At 72.3% G+C, this 18,411-nt stretch carries 16 protein-coding genes; 9 read left to right on the top strand and 7 right to left on the bottom strand.

Annotated features, from left to right (window positions below; genetic code table 11):
• Positions 1–33 precede the first annotated feature (33 nt).
• From ACIBF5_RS17155 to ACIBF5_RS17165, 3 genes are all read left to right on the top strand, one after another.
• On the top strand, positions 34–1,548 hold the full coding sequence (locus ACIBF5_RS17155; RefSeq protein ID WP_396812593.1) for an HtaA domain-containing protein: 1,515 nt from the start codon (positions 34–36) through the stop codon (positions 1,546–1,548).
• A 70-nt stretch (positions 1,549–1,618) separates the two neighbouring features.
• Positions 1,619–2,641, top strand: coding sequence for a WxL protein peptidoglycan domain-containing protein (locus tag ACIBF5_RS17160; protein ID WP_396812595.1), 1,023 nt, complete (start codon positions 1,619–1,621; stop codon positions 2,639–2,641).
• A gap of 35 nt (positions 2,642–2,676) precedes the next feature.
• Positions 2,677–3,516, top strand: a complete 840-nt coding sequence (locus ACIBF5_RS17165) for a hypothetical protein (protein ID WP_396812597.1) — start codon at positions 2,677–2,679, stop codon at positions 3,514–3,516.
• A 129-nt stretch (positions 3,517–3,645) separates the two neighbouring features.
• Here ACIBF5_RS17165 and ACIBF5_RS17170 read toward each other — a convergent pair whose 3' ends face one another.
• The 4 genes from ACIBF5_RS17170 to ACIBF5_RS17185 form a co-directional block, all read right to left on the bottom strand.
• Positions 3,646–4,644: an Acg family FMN-binding oxidoreductase gene (locus tag ACIBF5_RS17170; RefSeq protein WP_396812599.1), complete on the bottom strand. Its 999-nt coding sequence runs from the start codon at positions 4,642–4,644 to the stop codon at positions 3,646–3,648.
• A gap of 180 nt (positions 4,645–4,824) precedes the next feature.
• The gene (locus tag ACIBF5_RS17175; protein ID WP_396812601.1) at positions 4,825–5,394 is read right to left on the bottom strand and encodes a hypothetical protein; all 570 of its coding nucleotides are present in this window, start codon (positions 5,392–5,394) and stop codon (positions 4,825–4,827) included.
• A 187-nt stretch (positions 5,395–5,581) separates the two neighbouring features.
• Positions 5,582–6,730, bottom strand: a complete 1,149-nt coding sequence (locus ACIBF5_RS17180; protein WP_396812603.1) for a hypothetical protein — start codon at positions 6,728–6,730, stop codon at positions 5,582–5,584.
• A gap of 113 nt (positions 6,731–6,843) precedes the next feature.
• Positions 6,844–7,419 (bottom strand): helix-turn-helix domain-containing protein, encoded by a 576-nt coding sequence (locus ACIBF5_RS17185; protein ID WP_396812604.1) that lies wholly within the window; start codon positions 7,417–7,419, stop codon positions 6,844–6,846.
• Positions 7,420–7,497: 78 nt separating this feature from the next.
• On the opposite strand from ACIBF5_RS17185, the gene ACIBF5_RS17190 reads away from it, so the two are divergent.
• The 6 genes from ACIBF5_RS17190 to ACIBF5_RS17215 all read left to right on the top strand — a co-directional run bounded on the left by ACIBF5_RS17190 (position 7,498) and on the right by ACIBF5_RS17215 (position 14,699).
• Positions 7,498–9,222 carry an FAD-dependent oxidoreductase gene (locus tag ACIBF5_RS17190; RefSeq protein ID WP_396812606.1) on the top strand — a complete coding sequence of 575 codons (1,725 nt, stop codon included), beginning with the start codon at positions 7,498–7,500 and terminating at the stop codon, positions 9,220–9,222.
• 295 nt (positions 9,223–9,517) lie between these two features.
• Positions 9,518–11,113, top strand: coding sequence for an ABC transporter substrate-binding protein (locus ACIBF5_RS17195; RefSeq protein ID WP_396812608.1), 1,596 nt, complete (start codon positions 9,518–9,520; stop codon positions 11,111–11,113).
• The gene (locus tag ACIBF5_RS17200) at positions 11,110–12,123 is read left to right on the top strand and encodes an ABC transporter permease (RefSeq protein WP_396812610.1); all 1,014 of its coding nucleotides are present in this window, start codon (positions 11,110–11,112) and stop codon (positions 12,121–12,123) included. Before ACIBF5_RS17195 ends, ACIBF5_RS17200 begins: the two co-directional genes overlap by 4 nt.
• Positions 12,116–13,018 (top strand): ABC transporter permease, encoded by a 903-nt coding sequence (locus tag ACIBF5_RS17205; protein ID WP_396812612.1) that lies wholly within the window; start codon positions 12,116–12,118, stop codon positions 13,016–13,018. The genes ACIBF5_RS17200 and ACIBF5_RS17205 overlap by 8 nt, the downstream gene beginning before the upstream one ends.
• The gene (locus tag ACIBF5_RS17210) at positions 13,015–14,022 is read left to right on the top strand and encodes an ABC transporter ATP-binding protein (protein WP_396812614.1); all 1,008 of its coding nucleotides are present in this window, start codon (positions 13,015–13,017) and stop codon (positions 14,020–14,022) included. The genes ACIBF5_RS17205 and ACIBF5_RS17210 overlap by 4 nt, the downstream gene beginning before the upstream one ends.
• Positions 14,019–14,699: an ABC transporter ATP-binding protein gene (locus ACIBF5_RS17215; RefSeq protein ID WP_396812615.1), complete on the top strand. Its 681-nt coding sequence runs from the start codon at positions 14,019–14,021 to the stop codon at positions 14,697–14,699. Before ACIBF5_RS17210 ends, ACIBF5_RS17215 begins: the two co-directional genes overlap by 4 nt.
• On the opposite strand, the gene ACIBF5_RS17220 is transcribed toward ACIBF5_RS17215, so the two are convergent.
• The 3 genes from ACIBF5_RS17220 to ACIBF5_RS17230 form a co-directional block, all read right to left on the bottom strand.
• Entirely contained in the window at positions 14,696–15,925 is a 1,230-nt protein-coding gene (locus tag ACIBF5_RS17220; protein WP_396812617.1) for a Dyp-type peroxidase, read from the bottom strand. The genes ACIBF5_RS17215 and ACIBF5_RS17220 overlap by 4 nt on opposite strands.
• Before the next feature lie 23 nt (positions 15,926–15,948).
• Positions 15,949–16,485, bottom strand: a complete 537-nt coding sequence (locus ACIBF5_RS17225; RefSeq protein ID WP_396812861.1) for a copper chaperone PCu(A)C — start codon at positions 16,483–16,485, stop codon at positions 15,949–15,951.
• A gap of 145 nt (positions 16,486–16,630) precedes the next feature.
• A complete protein-coding gene (locus ACIBF5_RS17230; RefSeq protein ID WP_396812620.1) occupies positions 16,631–18,382 on the bottom strand; it encodes an ABC transporter ATP-binding protein in 1,752 nt (583 codons plus the stop codon).
• Positions 18,383–18,411 lie beyond the last annotated feature (29 nt).

Genomic DNA, 18,411 nt, shown 5'->3' on the forward strand with positions numbered 1-18,411 from the left:
CGAAATCCCCGGACTACTCGGAAAGGAAGCAGGATGGGCAGACTGAACGCCGGCAACGCCCGGCGTGCGTCGCTGCGATGGGCGGCGGTGGCCGTCCTCGGTGCCACCGCCTCGATCGTGTCGGTGACACCCGCGGCGGCGGCCCCGGCCAATGTCGTCACCGGCACCCTCGACTGGGGTTTCAAAGCCTCGTTCCGTAACTACGTCTCCACCGGCAACGGCAACCCGCCGATCGCGGTGGCCGACGGTGCCACCCGCAACACCAACGGCACCTTCGGATTCACCGCCCGGGACGGCTCGTACGACCCGGCGACCGGGGCGGCCACCGTCCACTACGGCGGCCGCGTCGTCTTCTCGCACCCGGAGCACTTCTTCACCATCACCATGGCCAACCCGACCGTGGTGGTGGCCGGCACGACGGGGTCACTCCTCGCCGATGTCGACCTCGTGGCGAGCGGTGGCGGACTGGAGTCGGTCTCGGTCGACCAGGCCGAGATCGCCACCCTGGACGCGTCGGCTGGCTCCCAGCCCGTCGGCCCGACGGTGACCTGGACGAACCTGACCACGACCATCACCGAGACCGGGGCGTCGGCATTCGGCGACTTCTACGGTGCCGGCACGGTCCTGGACCCGGTCTCGTTCAGCCTCACCCCGGCCGGAGCGCCGGTGACACCGGCGGTGACGGTGACGCCGTCGACCGGAGTAGATCCCGAACAGGCCACGCTGAACGTGACCGGTTCCGGGTTCAACCCCGACGCCGCCGGCGGCAACGGCATCTATGTTGCCTTCGGCCCGAAGAACGACACCGACTACTGGGTCAACTCCCGCCGCTACAAGTCGGTGAAGTGGGTCAACAAGAACGTCACGACCCCCAGTGGGAGCCAGGACAAGCTGAACGGCGACGGTACGTTCGGCACCGCACTGTCGGTCGCCGCGCGCTACACCGACGGCAACGGCAACGCGGTCGACTGCACCACGGTGCAGTGCTACATCCTGACCTTCGCCGCCCACGCCTCGGCCGACCGTAGCCAGGACACCTTCACCCCGGTGACCTTCGCCACGCCCCCGGCCGGCAGCACCGACCAGGAGATCACCGCATCGGTCCGCCAGACCGGCGCGCTGATCCTGACCCCGTCCGGGTCGACGGTCGCCCTCGGCGCGGTCGACCCGGGCGCCACGGCGACCGGTGCCCTCAACAAGGTCACCGTCACCGACCAGCGCGGCACCAATGCGGGCTGGAGCCTGGTGGGCCAGGTGGAGAACTTCGCCAGCCCGACCGGTGGCGTCATCGCGGCGGACAACCTCGGCTGGGCACCGACCGCGTCCGTGGTGGACGACGGGCTGGTCGGCGCGCCGGGCGTGGTGACGCCCGGCGCCGTGGCGAGCCCCGGCGAGGGAACCGGCCTGGCGACGGCCAGGAGCCTCTGCACCTCGGCGGCCGGCGCGAGCGCCGGGAAGTTCGAGTGCGGGGCACAGCTCAACCTCGGTGTACCGGCGTCGACGACGCCGGGTGACTACACCGCGACGCTGACCGTAACCCTGTCCTGACCGGAAGGCGGGGGCGTCCGGTCAACCAACCGGACGTCCCCGCCGTCCGTCCGCTCCCGAGGAGCCGAAGATGATCCCCCGATCGCCGCTGGTGCTGGTCGCCGCCCTGATCGCCATAACCTTCGCGTCACCCGGCCAGGCCGCGCCAGCGGCGCCGACCGACGACATCAGTTGGGCCGTGCAGCCCTCCGGTGAGACCGGCCCGACCGGGCGCGCCTACTTCGCGTACGACGCCCGACCCGGGCAGCGCATCGACGACCGGGTCGCCGTCAGCAACCTCGGCCGTACGCCGCTCACCCTCACCGTGTACGGCACCGACGCGTTCAACACCGCCGACGGCGGCTTCGGCCTGCTCTCCGCCACCCAGCGCCCGACCGACGTCGGTGCCTGGACCAGCGTCACCGGAAGGGAATACGCGCTCCCCGCCGGCGAACGGGTGATCATCCCGTTCCACCTCGACGTGCCGGCCAACGCCACCCCGGGCGACCACACCGGCGGCCTGATCGCCTCGGTCGCCGAGGTACGCACCGACACCAGCGGCGAACGGGTCAATCTCGACCGTCGGGCCGCAGCCCGCATCTACCTCCGGGTGGCCGGCCCGCTGCACCCGTCACTGCAGGTGGAGACGCTGCGGGTGACGCACCACAATCCGTTGAACCCGTTCGGCGGCGGCACCACGACCATCCGCTACCAGTTGCGCAACACCGGCAACGTACGCGTCGGCGGCACCGGGAGCGTCAGCGTCACCGGTCCGTTCGGCTGGTCCCTGGCCGGCACGGACCCGCTCGTCCTGCCCGAACTGCTGCCCGGCTCGATGATCGAGGTCCGCGAGCGGGTCACCGGACTGCCGGCGGCCGGCCGGCTGGAGATGGCGGTACACATCGCCCCATCCACGATGGACGTACCGTTGCCGCAGGTCACCCGTACCACCGGGGTCTGGGCCCCGCCGTGGCTGCTGCTCGCGGTGCTCGCCCTGGGTTGCGCGGTCGCGCTGCTGCGCCGGCTCGGGCGGGGACGGCACCGACGTACGGCCGCCGCATCCGCTTCCGCCGCCACTCCGATCGGAGCAGGAACTGCCGGCGGGCAACAGTGAGAGCCGCCGCCGTCCCTGCGGGAACCCTGGCAGCGGTGCTCTCCGCCGCCGTGGTCGCCGCCCCGACACCCGGCCCATCGCCCACCCCGGGTCCGCCGCGGATCGTGGTCGACCAGGCCCGCCCGGCCGCTGGCGACCGGATCACCGTCCGGCTCACCGGTTGGCCGGTCGGCCCCGTATCGATCGAGCTCTGCGGCAACGCCGGCCGTCGCGGCTCGGTCGACTGCGCGGTGCACGCGTCGGTCCAGACCAGTGTCGCGGCTGCCGGCGCCGCAGCCGCGACACTGACCGTGACCGTGCCCCCGGTCGGTTGCCCCTGCGTCGTCCGCGTCACCACGATCGGCGGTGGGACGAGCGGCGTGGTGCCGTTGACCATCGAGGGGGTGCCGGTGACCGAACTGCCGGATCAGGGCGGGGAGGAACCGGATGACAGGGCCATCCTCCGGGTCACCCGGGTCGAGGTCTCCGCCGACCGGTCGTGGCCGGCGCTGTTCGGTGGACCGGCCGCGCGCACCCTGCTCGTCGGCGTACGCAACGACGGCACCGCGCCGGTGGTCGACCCCTCGGTCACGGTCAGCTTCGGCCGGGATGCCGAGCCGACCGGCTTCGTGCCCCCGCCCCTGCTCGGCACCCTCCGCCCGGGTGAGGAGCGGGTGATCCGCCTACCGCTCACCATTCCCGCCCCCGCCGTCGGCCACTACACCGTCCGAGGCGAGATCGACGGGATCGGCCGCCCGGCGGGCTTCAGCGCCACCGTGGCTACCTACCCGTGGGGCCTGGTCGGTGTCGCGGCCGGGCTGATCGGCCTCCTGGCCTTGGTCGAACTACGTCGCCCACGGCGGGTACGGGACCGCCCGAACGACCGGGTTGGGTGATCCGGTGACCGGACGCTCCACCCGGGACGCTCGGCCCTGTCCTCCTGGGCTCGCCCGCAGGTAGAAGCAGGGGACCGGCCGAGGCGCGACACGAGTTGAAGGCCCCTGGCATCAGGTTCGCCGCCCGGGTCACGACACCGTTCGCTCCACTGTCGCCTGGGCGGTCAGCCGGGGCGTGTGCGGCGGGCCCGTACGGTCCGGGTCGGCGATGCCGAGCCGCAGCACCAGGAACGGGTGGCCAAGGCCGGCGAGCAGCCCACGCAGGCTCTGCCGGGTGCCGGCGACCTCGACCGCGACGCTCAGCGGCAGCACCGACAGGCCCAGCTCGACCGCGGTCAACCAGGCCGCGGAGAGCGCCTCGCCGGCCCGCAGCCAACTCATCGGTTCGTCGTCGTCGCCGTACAGCAGCAGGTAGCTCGCCGCCCGGTCGTGCCCCTGGCCGACCGCGAGGGTTCCGGTGCGCCCGAAGTCGCGGTCCGGCACGGTCGTCTGCGGCGGTTGGCCCGGCAGCACGTCGACGGTCAGGCCGGTGCCGTCCGGTGCGGCCCGGCCGGTCCAGTACGCCAACTCGACACGGATGCGCGGGTCGTCCGACTCCACCGCCGCCGCCCGGCTCGCCACGGCGGCGAGGTCGAGCACCTGGTCGTGGCTGAGCAGGCGGAGCCGGACCGGGCCGGTGGCGGCGGCCTCGATCGCGGCCAGCGCCGGTGCCGGCACGGGCTGGTCGCCGACCGGTCGCCGGTCGGTGTGCCGAAGCCGTACGGCCTCGAAGTGCCGCCTCGCCTCCGGGGTGACCGCTGTCCGACCCGCCGGCACCAGGGCGGCGAGCAGGTCCGGACGCGTCGGGTCCGGCATCCGGTGGACCTCGGCGGTCCAGCCCTGGGCCAGCAGCGCCACCAACGCGTGGTGCAGCGCGGTACCGCAGCTGAGCATGAGCAGCCGCCCGTCCGGGTCGGCGGCGACAAGTTGGCGGTCGCGTACCGCGAAGAGTTCAAGCCGGTCCCGTTGGGCCGACCAGCGCCAGGGTTGGGTGTTGTGTACCGAGGGCGCGTATCCGGCCGCAACCGCCGCTCGGGCGAGTACGGCAGCGGTCGCGGTGCGATCGGGTACGGGAACGGTGTTGATCATTGCTGGTGCTCCTCCTGTCGGCGTCCCAGATCAGCGTTCCGGTAGCGGTCCGGTCGGGGCAGGGGCGAACGACCGTCCGGTTCGGGACCTTCGGCCCCCGCCCCGGTTCCCCCACCCGCCGCCTCCGCCCTGGTGCCCGACCCGCCCTGCCGACGGGGGAAGGGCAGGGCGGGCCGGGAGTTACCGGAGCCAGGGCAGGCGCCGCACCAGGGGCAGCCGGGCCCAGGGACGGCCGAGTCCGAGGGTGTCACCGGCGGCGGTCAGGGCGAGGGTGGCCAGGACGGCCGCGTTGATCAGGTGGTCGTCCATGAAGGGGTTGTTCTCCGGGGGCAGGACGACGGTCCACATCATCACGAAGAGCAGGCCGCCGGCGACGGCCGCGATCCGCAGACCGATGCCGAGCATCAGGGCGACCCCGATGCCGGCCAGGCCGATCATGAACAGCCAGTCCGCCCACGCGCTGCCGGCGATGCCGTGGTAGAGGCTCTCGAAGGGACCGGCGGCGCCGAACTGGAGGAAGCCCCGGGTCGGGCTGCCACCGTTGACCCAGGCCGCCTTAGCCTCGGTCTCGTGACCGAGTCCGAACGTCTTGTCGAGGAAGGCCCACAGGAACGTCCAGCCCAGGGCGATCCGGAGTCCGGCCCAGAGGTAACGCAGGGCCCTGTCCCGTAGGGTCCCGGCGGGTGCGGTTCGCGGCTCTCCCCGGGAAGCGCTGCCCGGTCCGGTGTGCCGCTCGGCCATAGCGGTCATGGTGCCCACGTCCTCTCGGGAGTGTCCGGCCAGGCGCTCTGGCTACCTCCATTCGACGCCCCCACGACGGTGGAGGTCAGAGGCTCTGGTCCCGTTCCGGGACGGGACCTTCGGCCTGTTCCGGCGGGACCCCCGGTCGCCGCTCGACGGGCCTTCTCCGCCTCCTGATTCGACCCGCCCACCGCACTCAGGTTGGTGTGATCGCTGTCGGGTCCGCTCCGGCATCGGTCGGATAGACCCCGGCCCGGGAGGCCGTACGGGCACGGTTGAGCCAGCTCTGCAACACCGGCTCCGAGGTGAGTTGGTCGAAGCGGAGCATGCCGCCGGAACTCTCCTCGATCAGCCCGATCGCCCCGCCGGTCGTCGGGTCGTCGCGGAGTCGACGGGCTTCGTGGGCCAGGTGGTCGAGGGTTGCCTCGTCGGGTGTGCGGGGTGGGGCGCCGTACACGGTGATGCCGGCGGTGGGGGAGAGGCCGCGCCGGAGGGCGGTCACCTGCGCTTCGCTGGTGATCAGGTGCCAGCGGCGGGCACGGGGTGGTGCCGCCCATGCCTCCAGCACCGGCAGGGGGTCGGATGCGCGTGCCGCCGCCGAGGCGACGGTGTGCCAGAAGGCGTCGTCGCCGGCCCGGTGTTCCACCGGGTCGGGCGGAGCCACCAGCGTGCTCGGCGCGGTGGCCCGGGGAGTGTGGCGGGCGGGTCGAGGTGGGCGGGTGGCGGCGATCCGGCGTACCCGGCCGGCGACCAGGTAGAGGCCGGCGGCGAGGAGCACGACGGCGGGGATCCGCAGTGCGGTGACGACCAGGGCGACGAGGTCGGCGTTGGCGGCGGAGTCGAGCACGCTCGCCATGTCGGTGGCGTCGGTCGCCGTCACGGCGCGGCCGACCAGGCTGAACAGGAACATGCCCGCGACGGCGATCTGCCATGTGGTGACCGTCCAGTGGGCGAGCGTCGCCCTGCGGTCCGCACCGTAGCGTTCGACCGTCCTGCGGGTGACGATGTGCCACGCCACGTACGTCGCCAGGTAGGCGACGATGAGCAACTGGATCAGGGCGGCGGCGGTGCGCTGACGGTCGACCAGGTCGGCGATCCCGTCCAGGGTGACGCTCCCCGGATTCGTCCGCAGCAGGTTGACGAACCGGTAGTCCTCGACGATGAGCGTGAGTTGGAAGACGGTGGCGACGAGGTGCACGGCCGCCCCGGCGAAGGCCGCCAGGGTCAGGACACGCCAGCCCAGCGGTGGCTGGCTCGCCGGGACGGTCGGTGCGGGTCGGGCCGGCGTGGTGCAGGCATGCCCGTCGGCGTCGGTTCGCTCCACGCCACACGTCGCGCAGGTCATGGTCTGGTCCTCCCCGTCCACTGCGGTCCCCTGACCGAGCCCGCAAGATCATGCACTATCGGGTTGGCGAGTGGAAGCGCACAGCGGTGATCAGGGAGGGCGACGACGGGCGGTCAGCGTACGGACCGGGCGCGCAGGTGGGCGCGTTCACCCTGTCGACCGAAGAGGCTGAGCACCTCGACCGGTTCGGCGTCGCCGCTGCCGAACCAGTGCGGGACCCGGGTGTCGAACTCGGCGGCCTCACCGGGACCGAGCAGGAGATCCTGGTCGCCGAGGAGCAACCGGAGCTGTCCGCTGAGGACGTAGATCCACTCGTAGCCCTCGTGGGTTTTCTGCTCGGGCGTGTGCCGGCTGGCCGAAATGATCAACTTGTACGCCTGCACACCCCCGGCCCGGCGGGTCAGCGGCATCATGGTCATCCCGTCGCGGACCACCGGGCGCAGGTGCACCCGGGGGTCACCGGTCGGCGGCGCGTCGACCAGTTCGTCGATCTGCACCCCGTACGCCCTCGCCAGCGGCAACAGCAGCTCCAGGGTCGGTCGGCGCTGACCGGCTTCCAGCCGGGACAGGGTCGAGATCGAGATACCGGTGGTCGCGGAGAGTTCGGTCAGCGTGATGTCGCGTTGGCGGCGCAGCGCCCGCAGTCGGGGTCCGACCGCGTCGAGCACGCTCTCCAGGTTGTCATCCACCGCGCCAGTTTGCCATAACGGCAACAATGTTTGCGGGTCTTGGGTGGTGGACGCATCGTTGCCGTGGAGGTGGTCGCGATGGCCCAGGAACAGAATCAGAACCAGGAACAGAATCAGGACCAGGAACAGGCTCACGTGCCGGCCGAGGGGTTGACGCGGAGGTTCGACGTGGCGGTGATCGGCGGAGGTGCCGCCGGTCTGAGCGGGGCGGTGACCCTGGGACGGGCGCGTCGCTCGGTGATCGTGATTGATGCGGGTGCGCCCCGTAACGCCCCGGCAGAGGGCGTGCACGGCTTCCTGAGTCGGGACGGGATCAGCCCGGCCGAGTTGGTCGACACCGCTCGGAAGGAGGTCGACCAGTACGGCGGCGTCCTGCACCACGGCGAGGCGCGCAGCGCACGCCGTACGCCGGACGGGTTCGAGGTGGTCCTCGCCGACGGCAGCGTCGTCGCCGCCCGTCGGCTGCTGGTCACCACCGGGCTGGTCGACGAACTCCCCGACATCCCCGGTCTCCCGCAACGCTGGGGGCGGGACGTGATCCACTGCCCGTACTGCCACGGGTGGGAGGTCCGGGACCAGCCCATCGGTATCCTCGGCACCGGACCGTGGGCCGTCCACCAGGCGCTGCTGTTCCGGCAGTGGACCTCCGACCTCGTCCTGTTCACGCACACCGCGCCGCCGCTCACCGACGAGCAGGCCGAACAGTTGGCTGCCCGGGACATCCGGGTCGTCGCCGGGGCGGTCGACTCGCTCGACATCGTCGACGACCAACTGACCGGGGTACGCCTCGCCGACGGCACGGTGGTGGCCCGCCGGGCGCTGGTGGTGCTGTCGCGGCTGGTGGCCTCGTCCGGGGTGCTGGCCACGCTCGGGCTCCAGACCACCGCCGACCCGCGTGGCGTCGGCGAGTTCGTGGCCGCCGACGCGACCGGGCTGACCGAGGTACCGGGGGTGTGGGTCGCCGGCAACGTCACCGACCTGCTCGCGCAGGTCGTCACCGCTGCCTCGGGCGGCGTCCTCGCGGGCGCCGCGATCAACGCCGACCTGATCGCCGAGGAGACCGCGCGGGCGGTGGACGCCCACCGGAGCAGGAACACGGCCGAACCGAAGGCGACGCCGGCAGACGCCGGTCCGCCGCGCCACCGCCACCACCACGCCCACAAACAGGCTGACGAGGTGGTCCTGTTCACCCAGGAGTTCTGGGACGAGCGCTACCGTTCCGCCGACCGGATCTGGAGTGGCAACGCCAATCCGCACCTGGTCGATGTCGCCGCCGAACTCGTCCCGGCGACGGCGCTGGACGTCGGGTGCGGCGAGGGGGCGGATGTGGTCTGGCTCGCCTCCCGGGGATGGCAGGTCACCGGGGTCGACATCTCCCAGGTGGCGTTGGACCGGGCCGCCGCGCAGGTTGCCGCTGTCGGTGCCGAGATCGCGGACCGGATCACCCTGGAGCAGGCCGACCTGCTCTCCTGGAAACCCGACCCGCTCCGGTACGACCTGGTGTCGGCCCAGTTCATCCACCTGCCCCGGCCGGAACTGGAGGCGCTGCACCGCTGCCTGGCGGCGTCCGTACGCCCCGGCGGGACGCTGCTCGTCGTCGGCCACCATCCGTCCGACCTGGAGACCACGATCGGGCGACCGAACCTTCCCGAACTCATGTTCACGGCCGAACAGGTGGCGGCTGTCCTGGATCCGCGGGACTGGGAGATCGAAGCTACGGCGCCGCCACGACAGGTGGTCGATCCCGAGGGACGGTTGATCACCATCCGGGACGCGGTCCTGCGCGCGGTTCGTCGCCGCTGACCGGTCACCGGCGCAGCGGCGTTCAGCGTACGGCGGTGGGGGTGCGGTCCGGGGTCGCCCGCGCCCCCACCGCTCCTCGCCACCGCGACCGGGAGCCCGGCCCACCCCTGACGGTCGAGGGTTGCGCGGCCCGCGCCTTGATCGACTTCGGGGTGGCCGACCGATGACAGGTGGACGACCAGCACTTGAAGCCCTGACCTGGTTATTGCCAGCCTTTTGCAACTGTGCCAGCATGATCAAGGTCGTGGTTACTGCCCGACGTCCACCAGCACGCCCTGAGACTGCGGAGACCCCTGTGATCCGGACCCGTCCGACGCTCCGACAGCACGCGGCGGTGGCCTCCACCGTCGCGTTGCTCGCCCTCGCCGGCTGTACGTCCACGCCCTCCACCAACTCCCCGGCGGTCGCCGACACCTTCGTGGTGGCGACGGCGGACGAGCCCGAGGCGCTGAACCCGGTGCTCAACTATGGTGTCGACGGCGCCTCCTTGATCTTCGACGGGCTTGTCGCCCGGGACGAGGACAACACGCTCGTCCCCGCCCTCGCGCGGGAACTCCCCACCGTGTCCCCGGACGGGAAGACGGTCACGGCGACGCTGCGCGACGGGGTGCTCTTCCACGACGGCAGCACGCTGACCGCGCAGGACGTGGTCTTCACGTACCAGGCTGTGCTCGACCCCAAGGTCGACTCCACCCTCCGCTCCGACCTCGACATGCTGGAGTCGGTCCAGGCTCCGGACGCCACCACGGTCGTGTTCCACCTCAAGTACGCGTACGCCCCGTTCCTACAGCGCCTCGCGCTCGGCGTGGTGCCGGCCAAGGCGCTCGCCGGTCAGGACATCAACAAGGCCGAGTTCAACCGCAAACCGGTCGGCACCGGCCCGTACCAGGTCGAGTCCTGGACCCCGGGGGACCGGCTCGTGCTCACCGCGAACGACCGCTACTTCGACGGTGCGCCCACCAACCGCACATTGGTGGTGGCGTTCGTGGCCGACGACAACGTCCGCGCCCAGCGGATGCGGGCCGGCGAGTTCGACGCGGCCGAACTCGCGCCGAAGCTCGCCGCCGGCTTCGACAGTGCCGGCTACCAGGTCGAACGGGTACCGACCGCCGACTACCGGGGCGTGATGTTGCCGATGGGCAACCCGGTCACCGCCGACCCCGCCATCCGTCGGGCGCTCACCGCCGCCGTCGACCGCACGGCGATGGTGACCGGCATCCTCAGCGGCGCCGGCGAGCCGGCGTACGGACCGATCCCACCGAACTCGGAGTTCTTCGAACCCTCCAGTGCGGGCAAGCCCACCGCCGACGCCGCCACGGCGACCTCGTTGCTCGACGCCGCCGGCTGGAAGCCCGGCCCAGACGGGGTACGGGTCAAGGACGGCCGCCCGGCCCGCTTCACCCTGATGTACCCGGCCAGCGACAGCCTCCGCAAGGAACTGGCCCTGGCGGTCACCGCCGACGCGAAGAAGGTCGGCATCGAGGTCTCCCCGGAAGGGCTGACCTGGGACGCGATCGATCCCCGGCTGAACCGCGACGCCCTGCTGATGGGATACGGCACCCCCTACGACCCGGACTTCGTCTCGTACAAGCTCTTCGGCTCCCAGTTCGCCGGACAGGGCTACTTCAACCCCGGGCACTACCGCTCCCCAGTGGTCGACCAGGCCCTCCAGACCGGCCGGGACCAGGCCGACCCCGCCCAGCGCCGGACCGCGTACGCGCAGTTCCAGAAGCAGTTGGCTGACGACGTACCGTGGCTGTTCCTGACCTATCTCAAGCACACCTACGTGCTCAAGTCGTCGGTGCAGGGCGTGCGGCCCCGGGTCGAGCCACACGAGCACGGCGTGGCCAACAGCCTCTGGTGGAACATCAACACCTGGACCCGGAAGTGACGAGGTCTCCGGCAGCCACCCGTCGGTCCCGCCATCTGGGCGGGGCCGGCGCGGTGGTCCGGCGCCGGCTGCTGGTCGCGGGACCGGTGCTGGTCGCCACCAGCATGGGCATGTTCGCCCTCGGCGCGGCCTCACCGATCGACCCGGCCCAGCAGTACGCCGGCGCCGCCGCCTTCACCGCCGACCCCGAGAACCTGGCGCAGATCCGGGCGAACTGGGGCGTGGACGACCCGCTGCCCGTGCAGTACGCCCGCTGGGTCACCAACCTGCTCCGGGGCGACCTGGGCTGGTCCACGAGTCGGCATGAGCCGGTCACCTCGGTCATCGCCGCCCGGGCCGGCTGGACCCTGCTGCTCGTCGGGACCGCCCTCGCCCTTGTCCTGGTCGCGAGCCTGCTGCTCGGTTCCCTCGCCGCGTACCGGCGCGGCGGCCTCTTCGACCGTGGGCTGCGGGCGGTGGCGTACGCGATCGCGTCCATGCCGGTGTTCTGGCTCGGCCTGGCCGCGATTGCCCTCTTCGCGCTGGCCCTCGGCTGGCTGCCGGCGGGCGGGCTGACCGACATCACCGCCACCCGCACCTCCTGGGGCGACGTCGCCCACCATCTCGTGCTCCCGGTCGTCGTGCTGGCGGTGTCGCAGGTGCCCTGGTTCGTGCTCTTCGTCCGCGACACGGTCGCCGAGAGTCTGCGCGACGACCATGTCCTCGCCGCCCGCGCCCGTGGCCTTCCCGGCCGCACGGTGCTCTTCGGGCACGCGTTACGCACCGGCCTGCTACCGTTCCTCACCCTGATCGGCACCCACCTGCCGGAACTGGTCGGCGGGGCGATCCTGGTGGAGACGGTCTTCTCCCTGCCCGGACTCGGTGCGGTGACCGTCCAGGCCGCGCTCGGCAGCGACTTCCCACTGTTGGCGGCGATCACCGTCATCACCACCACCGTGGTGCTCGCCGCGAACCTCGTCACCGACCTCGCGTACGCCGCCGCCGACCCGAGAGTGCGTCTCGATGGCTGATTTCGTCCCCACCACCCGACCGGTCCCCAGTCGACCGGCCGCCCGTCCGGTGCGGGCACGGCTCCGACTCCGGCCCGGCCGGTTCGGTGTCGCCCTCGCCGTCACCGTACTCGCCGTCGCACTCGTGGCCTGCCTGCTCGCCCCGCTGCTCTGGCCGCTGGACCAGAGCGCCATCAGCCTCGACCAGAACCGGCAACCCCCGTCGTGGGGACACCTTGCCGGCACCGACGACCTCGGCCGGGACGTGGCGTTGCGGGCCCTCTACGGCCTGCGCGTCTCGTTGCTCGTCGGCCTGGTCGCCGCGCTGGTCGCCACGGTCATCGGCGGCGCGGTCGGCGGGATCGCCGGTACGTTCGGCGGCCGTGTCGACCGGATCCTCATGCGAGTCGTCGACACCATCGCCGCCCTGCCACATCTGCTGCTCGGCATCTTCATCGTCGCGATGCTGCGGCCCAGCCTCGGTGCGGTGATCGCGTCGGTCGGGCTCACCCACTGGCTCTCCACCGCCCGGATCGTCCGAGCCGAGCTGTTGAGTCTGCGTACCCGGGCGTTCGTCGACGCGGCCATCTCCGGCGGTGCCGGCCGGGGCCGGGTGTTGACCCGGCACCTGCTGCCGCACGTGCTGCCCCGGCTCGCGCTGGCCACCACGTTGATGGTTCCCCACGCGGTCTGGCACGAGACCGCGCTCTCCTTCCTCGGCCTCGGTCTGCCACCGCATCTCGCCTCGCTGGGCAACATGATCAACGATGGGCAGGGTTCCCTGCTCACCGGCGCGTGGTGGTCCAGCCTGGCGCCGGGTGCGGTGATCGTGATCGTCACCCTCGCCATCGCCGCCCTCGCCGCGCACTGGCGGGACCGGCTCGATCCCCGCGTCCGAGCGGAGCTGCACCTGTGACCACCATCGCACCCGCCGTGGCCTCCCGCTCCGGCGTCACCTCGACACCCCTGCTCGCCGTCGACGGTCTCACCGTCCGTTTCGGACTGCGGGACGCCACCGTGCACGCCGTCACCGACCTCGACCTGACCGTACGGGCCGGCGAACTGCTCGCCATCGTGGGGGAGTCGGGGTGCGGAAAGTCGGTCCTCGCCCACGCCCTGCTCGGCCTGCTGCCCGGGAACGCCACCGTCACCGGCCGCGCCCTCCTGCACCAGCCCGCCGGTCCACCGCTCGACCTGCTCGACTGCGGCGAACGGCGGCTCGCCCGGAAGGTACGTGGGAGCCAGGTGGGGCTGATCCCGCAGAGCCCCGCCACCGCACTCAACCCGGTACGGACCGGCCGTCGGCTGATCGAGGAAACCCTGCGGGCACACGGACACACCCGGACCGACGTCGGTGTCGCCGCCGAACGGGTCGCCGCCGATGTCGGGCTCGACCCCGCCGACCTCGACCGCTATCCCTTCGAACTCTCCGGCGGCATGGCCCAGCGCCTGGTCACGGCCCTGGCCCTCGCCCCGGATCCGCCGCTGCTGCTGGCCGACGAACCCACCACCGGACTCGACCGCCCCCTGGTCGACCACACCCTGGACCTGCTGCGTCAACGCTGCGACGCCGGGGGCGCCGTCGTCCTGATCACCCACGACCTCGCCGCGGCACGGCGCGTCGCCGACACCGTCGCGGTGATGTACGCCAGCCGCGTCGTCGAACACGGCGACGCCGAACGGTTCTTCGCCGCCCCGGTCCACCCGTACGGCGCGGCCCTGCTCGACGCACTGCCCGATCGGGCCTTCCGGGCGGTGCCCGGGTACCCGCCGATGCTCACCGCGCTTCCCAGCGGCTGCGCGTTCGCCCCCCGCTGCACCCGCGCCACCGATGCCTGCTCCGCGTCGCCGGGACCGACGGCGTACGAGACCGGCACGGTCCGGTGCCACCACCCGCTGCTTCCGGAAGGTGCCCGATGACCAGTCCACGACGACTCGACGCGCAGGAGGTGAGCGTCACCTTCGGTGATCAGCTCGTCCTGGATCGGGTCAGCCTGTACGTCGAACGGGGCGAGACGGTCGGCCTGCGTGGACCGTCCGGCGGCGGGAAGTCGACCCTGGCCCGGGTGCTCGCCCTGCTGCACCGGCCGGACCACGGTCAGGTCAGCGTCGACGGCACCCCGGTCCGTGGCGTCCGGCATGCCCTGCCGGTCGCCGTGCGTACCCGGATCGCCGTGCTGTTCCAGAGCCCCCGCGCCGCCGCCGATCCGCGACTGAGCCTCGCCGATCTCATCGCCGAACCGCTGCGGGCCGTCGGCCGTCCCGATTCCGAGGTCGGGCCCCGGGTCGCCGAACTCGCCGAGCGGGCCGGGCTCACCCCGGACCTGCTCGGCCGTCGCCCCCACGCGGTCAGCGACGGCCAGCTCCAGCGGGCCTGTCTGGCCCGCTCCCTCGTCCACCGTCCGGACTATCTGATCTGCGACGAGGCCACCGCCATGCTCGACGCCTCCACCCAGGCCCACGTGGCCGCCGTCATCAGCGACTACCAGCGGACCCGCGAGGCGGGCGTACTGGTGATCACCCACGATCCGGCCCTGATGGGCCGCTGGACCGACCGGGTGGTGGATCTCCCCGGGCGGGTGCCGGCGTCCGCCTAGCCGAGCAACTGCTCGCCGATCCACCCGTCGGGGGCGCAACCCGGCGGGATGGCGAAGACGGCGGAACCGATCGGCGTTATCCACTCGTTGAACAGGTCCCGTTCCGCGAGCCGGCGTTGGATCGGCAGGAACTGCCGTTCGACGTCCGCCTGGTACGAGGCGAAGATCAGTCCACTGTCGGCACGCCCCATGGCGTCCGGCACCCCGTCGTAGTTGTACGGCCGACGGAGGATCTTCGACCGGTCGTCGGGAACCTGTGCCAGGCTGATGTGGGCGAAGTCGGGAATGACGGTGAAGCCGAGTTCGTCGGTGGCGGCGAAGTCGGGTAGGTCCTCCTCCCGCTCGCCGGTGAGCGGGGCACCGGTCTCCAGGCGCCGGCCGACCGCGAACTCCTTGTCGGCGCGGCCGAGCTGGTCCCAGGTCTCCAACTCGGCCCGGATCCGGCGTACGACCAGCGTGCTGCTGTCGCGTAGCCAGGGCGGGCCGTCCGGCACCCAGACGGACTGCTCGAAGGCGGTGGTGCCCGGTTTCGGATTGGCGGTGCCGTCGAGCTGGCCGAGGATGTTGCGTTGGGTCTGTGGCCGGTCCTGGATCCCGTGACCACGCCGGAACCCCTGCTGCACCCAGCGGACCGTGCCGAACGGGCGAGTGTCCTTGACGATCATCCGCTGGGCGTGCGCCACGGTGAGCGGGTCGTCGGCACAGATCTGGACCAGGAGGTCGCCGCCGGACCAGCCCGGTTCCAGCCGGTCGATGGTGAACGGCGGCAGCTCCGCGACGGACGCCGGCCGGCGGTCGTCCAGACCGGCGGCCCGGTACAGTCCGGGCCCGAAACCGAAGGTGACGGTGAGGCGGGAGGGCAGGAGGGCGAGTTCCCGCTCGGTGTCGGCCAGCGCCGGCCGGCCCTGGGTGAGCCGCGCGGCGTCGTCGGTGAGCAGCCGCATCAACCGGACCAGTGCCGCCCGGTCCGTCTCCCGACGCAGGGTGAACGCGACAAACGAGGCGTGTGCCTGCGGGTGGGTGGCGATCCCCGACTGTCGGGGACCGTGGAACGGCTCGGTGACCGAGCCGGCTGCCGGACCAGTGCGGACACCGACGGCCGGAGCGGGTCGCTCGTCACGGACGCCGGGCCGCTCGTCACGGACGCTGGCGGCGACGGCACCAGCGCCGGCGAGCGCGCCACCGACGGCGACGGCCCCGCCGGTCAGCAACCGGCGTCGACTCACCGGCGCCGGGTCGGAATCCCCGGTCACGTCGCGGGGCCCGCGCTCGGCGCCGTGCCAGATTGCGGGTCGTAGCTCTCGCCGGCACCGGCGAACGGTTTGGCGATCGCGGTGAATTCGGCGGTCCGACCGTCGGCGAAGGTCAGGGTGAAGGTGACCTCGTCGCCGGGCTGCACCGGCTTGGCCAACTCCATCAGCATGAGATGGTCGCCGCTCGGTTCGAGGGTGTGGGTGCTTCTCGCCTTGACCGTGATGCCGTCGGCCTTGGGTCGCATGACCATCTTGCCGTCCTTCATGGTCATCTCGTGCAGCTCCATCGGCGACACCGACGAGGTGGCGCTCACGATGGTGGCATCGCTGCCGCTGTCGTTGACCAGGACACCGAACGCGGCGGTCATCCCGCTCTGCGCGGCCTTGACCCAGGGATCGCGTACGTGGAAGACGCTGGTCACGGCGGTGCTGGGATGGGCTTCGGGACTGGACCGCGAGGGTGACGGGTCGGACGCGCCGCAACCAGCCGCCGTGCCGAGCGCCAGAGCGCCTACCACCAGGGCGCCGATCATCGGCAGAAGGACCGTCCGGCTGGGGCGGAGCCGGGTACGTCGCGGCACGGTTGTTCTCACTCTGGCCTCCCAGTGGCTGGTTTCGCTCGTTAGTCGTCACCACCCCGCGCCCAGTTCCCGGGAAGCCTGAGTCCCTGTGTCGGCCTCACCGCTGTTGCGACCAGGCCCGCCAGAGTGTGGCGTACGCGCCGTCGCCACGTCCGATCAGCTCCTCGTGGGTTCCGGCGTCGACCACCCGACCGCCCTCCAGCACGACGATCCGGTCGGCGCCGACGGCCTGGGTGAGGCGGTGGGCGACCATGAGGGCGGTACGCCCGCGCAGTGCGCGTTCGGCTGCGCGTTCCAGCACCCGCGCCCCGGCACTGCCGGCGTCGGCGGTCGCCTCGTCGAGGATCACCACCCGGGGGTCGGCCAGCACCACCCGGGCCAACGCCAACTGCTGCGCCTGGGTCACGCTGAGCTGGTGACCGCCGTCGCCTACCACGGTCGCCAGCCCTTCCGGCAGCCCGAGCGCCCAGTCCAGCGCCTCCACCTCGGAGAGGGCGGCGTGCAGTTCGTCCTCGGTGGCGTCCGGCCGGGCCAGCCGCAGGTCGTCGGCGAGCGGGCCGGCGAAGACGTGCACCTCCTGGGTGACCACCGCGACCGTACGGCGGCGCTGTTCGGGGGGCAGTTCGGCGAGGTCCACGCCGCCGAGCAGGATGCTGCCCGAGGTGGGGCGGTGGACGCCGGCGACGAGCTGGGCGAGGGTGGTCTTGCCGGCTCCGCTCGCGCCGACCAACGCCACCCGCTGCCCGGCCTCGATGGCGAGCGTCACCCCGGACAGCACCCGCGTGCCGGGCAGGTAGGCGTACTCGACGTCGACCGCCTTCACCGAGCCGTCCACCGCCGCCGGGTGGTCCGGGGTGTCGACCGGGGCCGGCAGTTGGGTTACCCCGACCAGCCGGGCGAGGCTCGCCGTCGCCACCTGGGCGTCGTCGACCAGGCGCAGGGCGGAGTTGACCGGGCCGAAGAGGTTGTGGAAGTAGAGGGTGGCGGCGGCGGTCGTACCAATCGTGACCGCGCCCGCGTCGGTGAGCAGGAAGCCGGTCACCAGCACCGCCGACAGCCCCACGAACTCCGCCAGGTTGAGCCGGGCGTAGAACCGGGTGATCAGGCGTACCGCACGCAGCGCGAGGTCGACCGCGCCCTGGGAGCGGGTGGTCACCTGGTCCAGATGCCGCTGCTCCAGACGGAGGGCACGGACGGTGGCGGCGCCGCCGATGCTCTCCAGCAGTTGCTGCTGCTGGGCGCCGACCGCCAGCCGCTGCGCCGGGTAGAGCGGCCGGCTGCGGCGCAGGTACCAACGTACGGTGTGCCACTGGATCGGAGCGGCCAGCAGAGCCGCGAGCAGGAAACGAGGGTCGAGTACGGCGAGGCCGGCCAGGGTCAACCCGATCACGAGTACCGAACGGACCAGTTCCGGTAGCGCCCCGCGAACCGCCTCGGCGATCGCGGTGACGTCGTTGGTGACCCGGGAGGTGAGGTCGCCCGCCCCGGCCTGCTCCAGTTGCCCCAGTGGCAGGTTCAGCGCCCGGTCGACGAACCGTTCACGCAGGTCCGCCAGCATGCCCTCGCCCAGCCGCGCGATCATGCCGACCCCGATCGCGGTGCTGACCGCGTGGGCGAGCGCGATGGCGACCAGCGCGATCGCCGGTACGGTGAGCGCGCCGACGGTGCCGCCCCGGGTGACCAGGTCGACGATGTGGCCGAGCAGTGGCGGGGTGAGCAGCCCGACCGCGGTCGCGCCGGCCAGTACGCCGAGTGAGCCGACCGCCAGGGCACGGCGTCCGCGCAGCAGTTGCCGCACCGCGGCGGTGGTCTGCGCCGGGCTGGCGATCGGTAGCACCTGCGGAGTCACTGGTCTCCCTTGTCGACGGCGCTCGACGC

The sequence above is a fragment of the Micromonospora sp. NPDC050417 genome (genome assembly GCF_044458865.1).
GTDB lineage: Bacteria > Actinomycetota > Actinomycetes > Mycobacteriales > Micromonosporaceae > Micromonospora_G.

What these genes read in the sequence shown, in the direction of transcription:
- ACIBF5_RS17205 (WP_396812612.1), top strand. Translation starts at nt 12,116, where the DNA reads ATGGCTGATTTCGTCCCCACCACCCGACCGGTCCCCAGTCGACCGGCC.
- ACIBF5_RS17175 (WP_396812601.1), bottom strand. Translation starts at nt 5,394, where the DNA reads ATGACCGCTATGGCCGAGCGGCACACCGGACCGGGCAGCGCTTCCCGG.
- ACIBF5_RS17180 (WP_396812603.1), bottom strand. Translation starts at nt 6,730, where the DNA reads ATGACCTGCGCGACGTGTGGCGTGGAGCGAACCGACGCCGACGGGCAT.
- ACIBF5_RS17160 (WP_396812595.1), top strand. Translation starts at nt 1,619, where the DNA reads ATGATCCCCCGATCGCCGCTGGTGCTGGTCGCCGCCCTGATCGCCATA.
- ACIBF5_RS17225 (WP_396812861.1), bottom strand. Translation starts at nt 16,485, where the DNA reads ATGATCGGCGCCCTGGTGGTAGGCGCTCTGGCGCTCGGCACGGCGGCT.
- ACIBF5_RS17190 (WP_396812606.1), top strand. Translation starts at nt 7,498, where the DNA reads ATGGCCCAGGAACAGAATCAGAACCAGGAACAGAATCAGGACCAGGAA.
- ACIBF5_RS17215 (WP_396812615.1), top strand. Translation starts at nt 14,019, where the DNA reads ATGACCAGTCCACGACGACTCGACGCGCAGGAGGTGAGCGTCACCTTC.
- ACIBF5_RS17155 (WP_396812593.1), top strand. Translation starts at nt 34, where the DNA reads ATGGGCAGACTGAACGCCGGCAACGCCCGGCGTGCGTCGCTGCGATGG.
- ACIBF5_RS17170 (WP_396812599.1), bottom strand. Translation starts at nt 4,644, where the DNA reads ATGATCAACACCGTTCCCGTACCCGATCGCACCGCGACCGCTGCCGTA.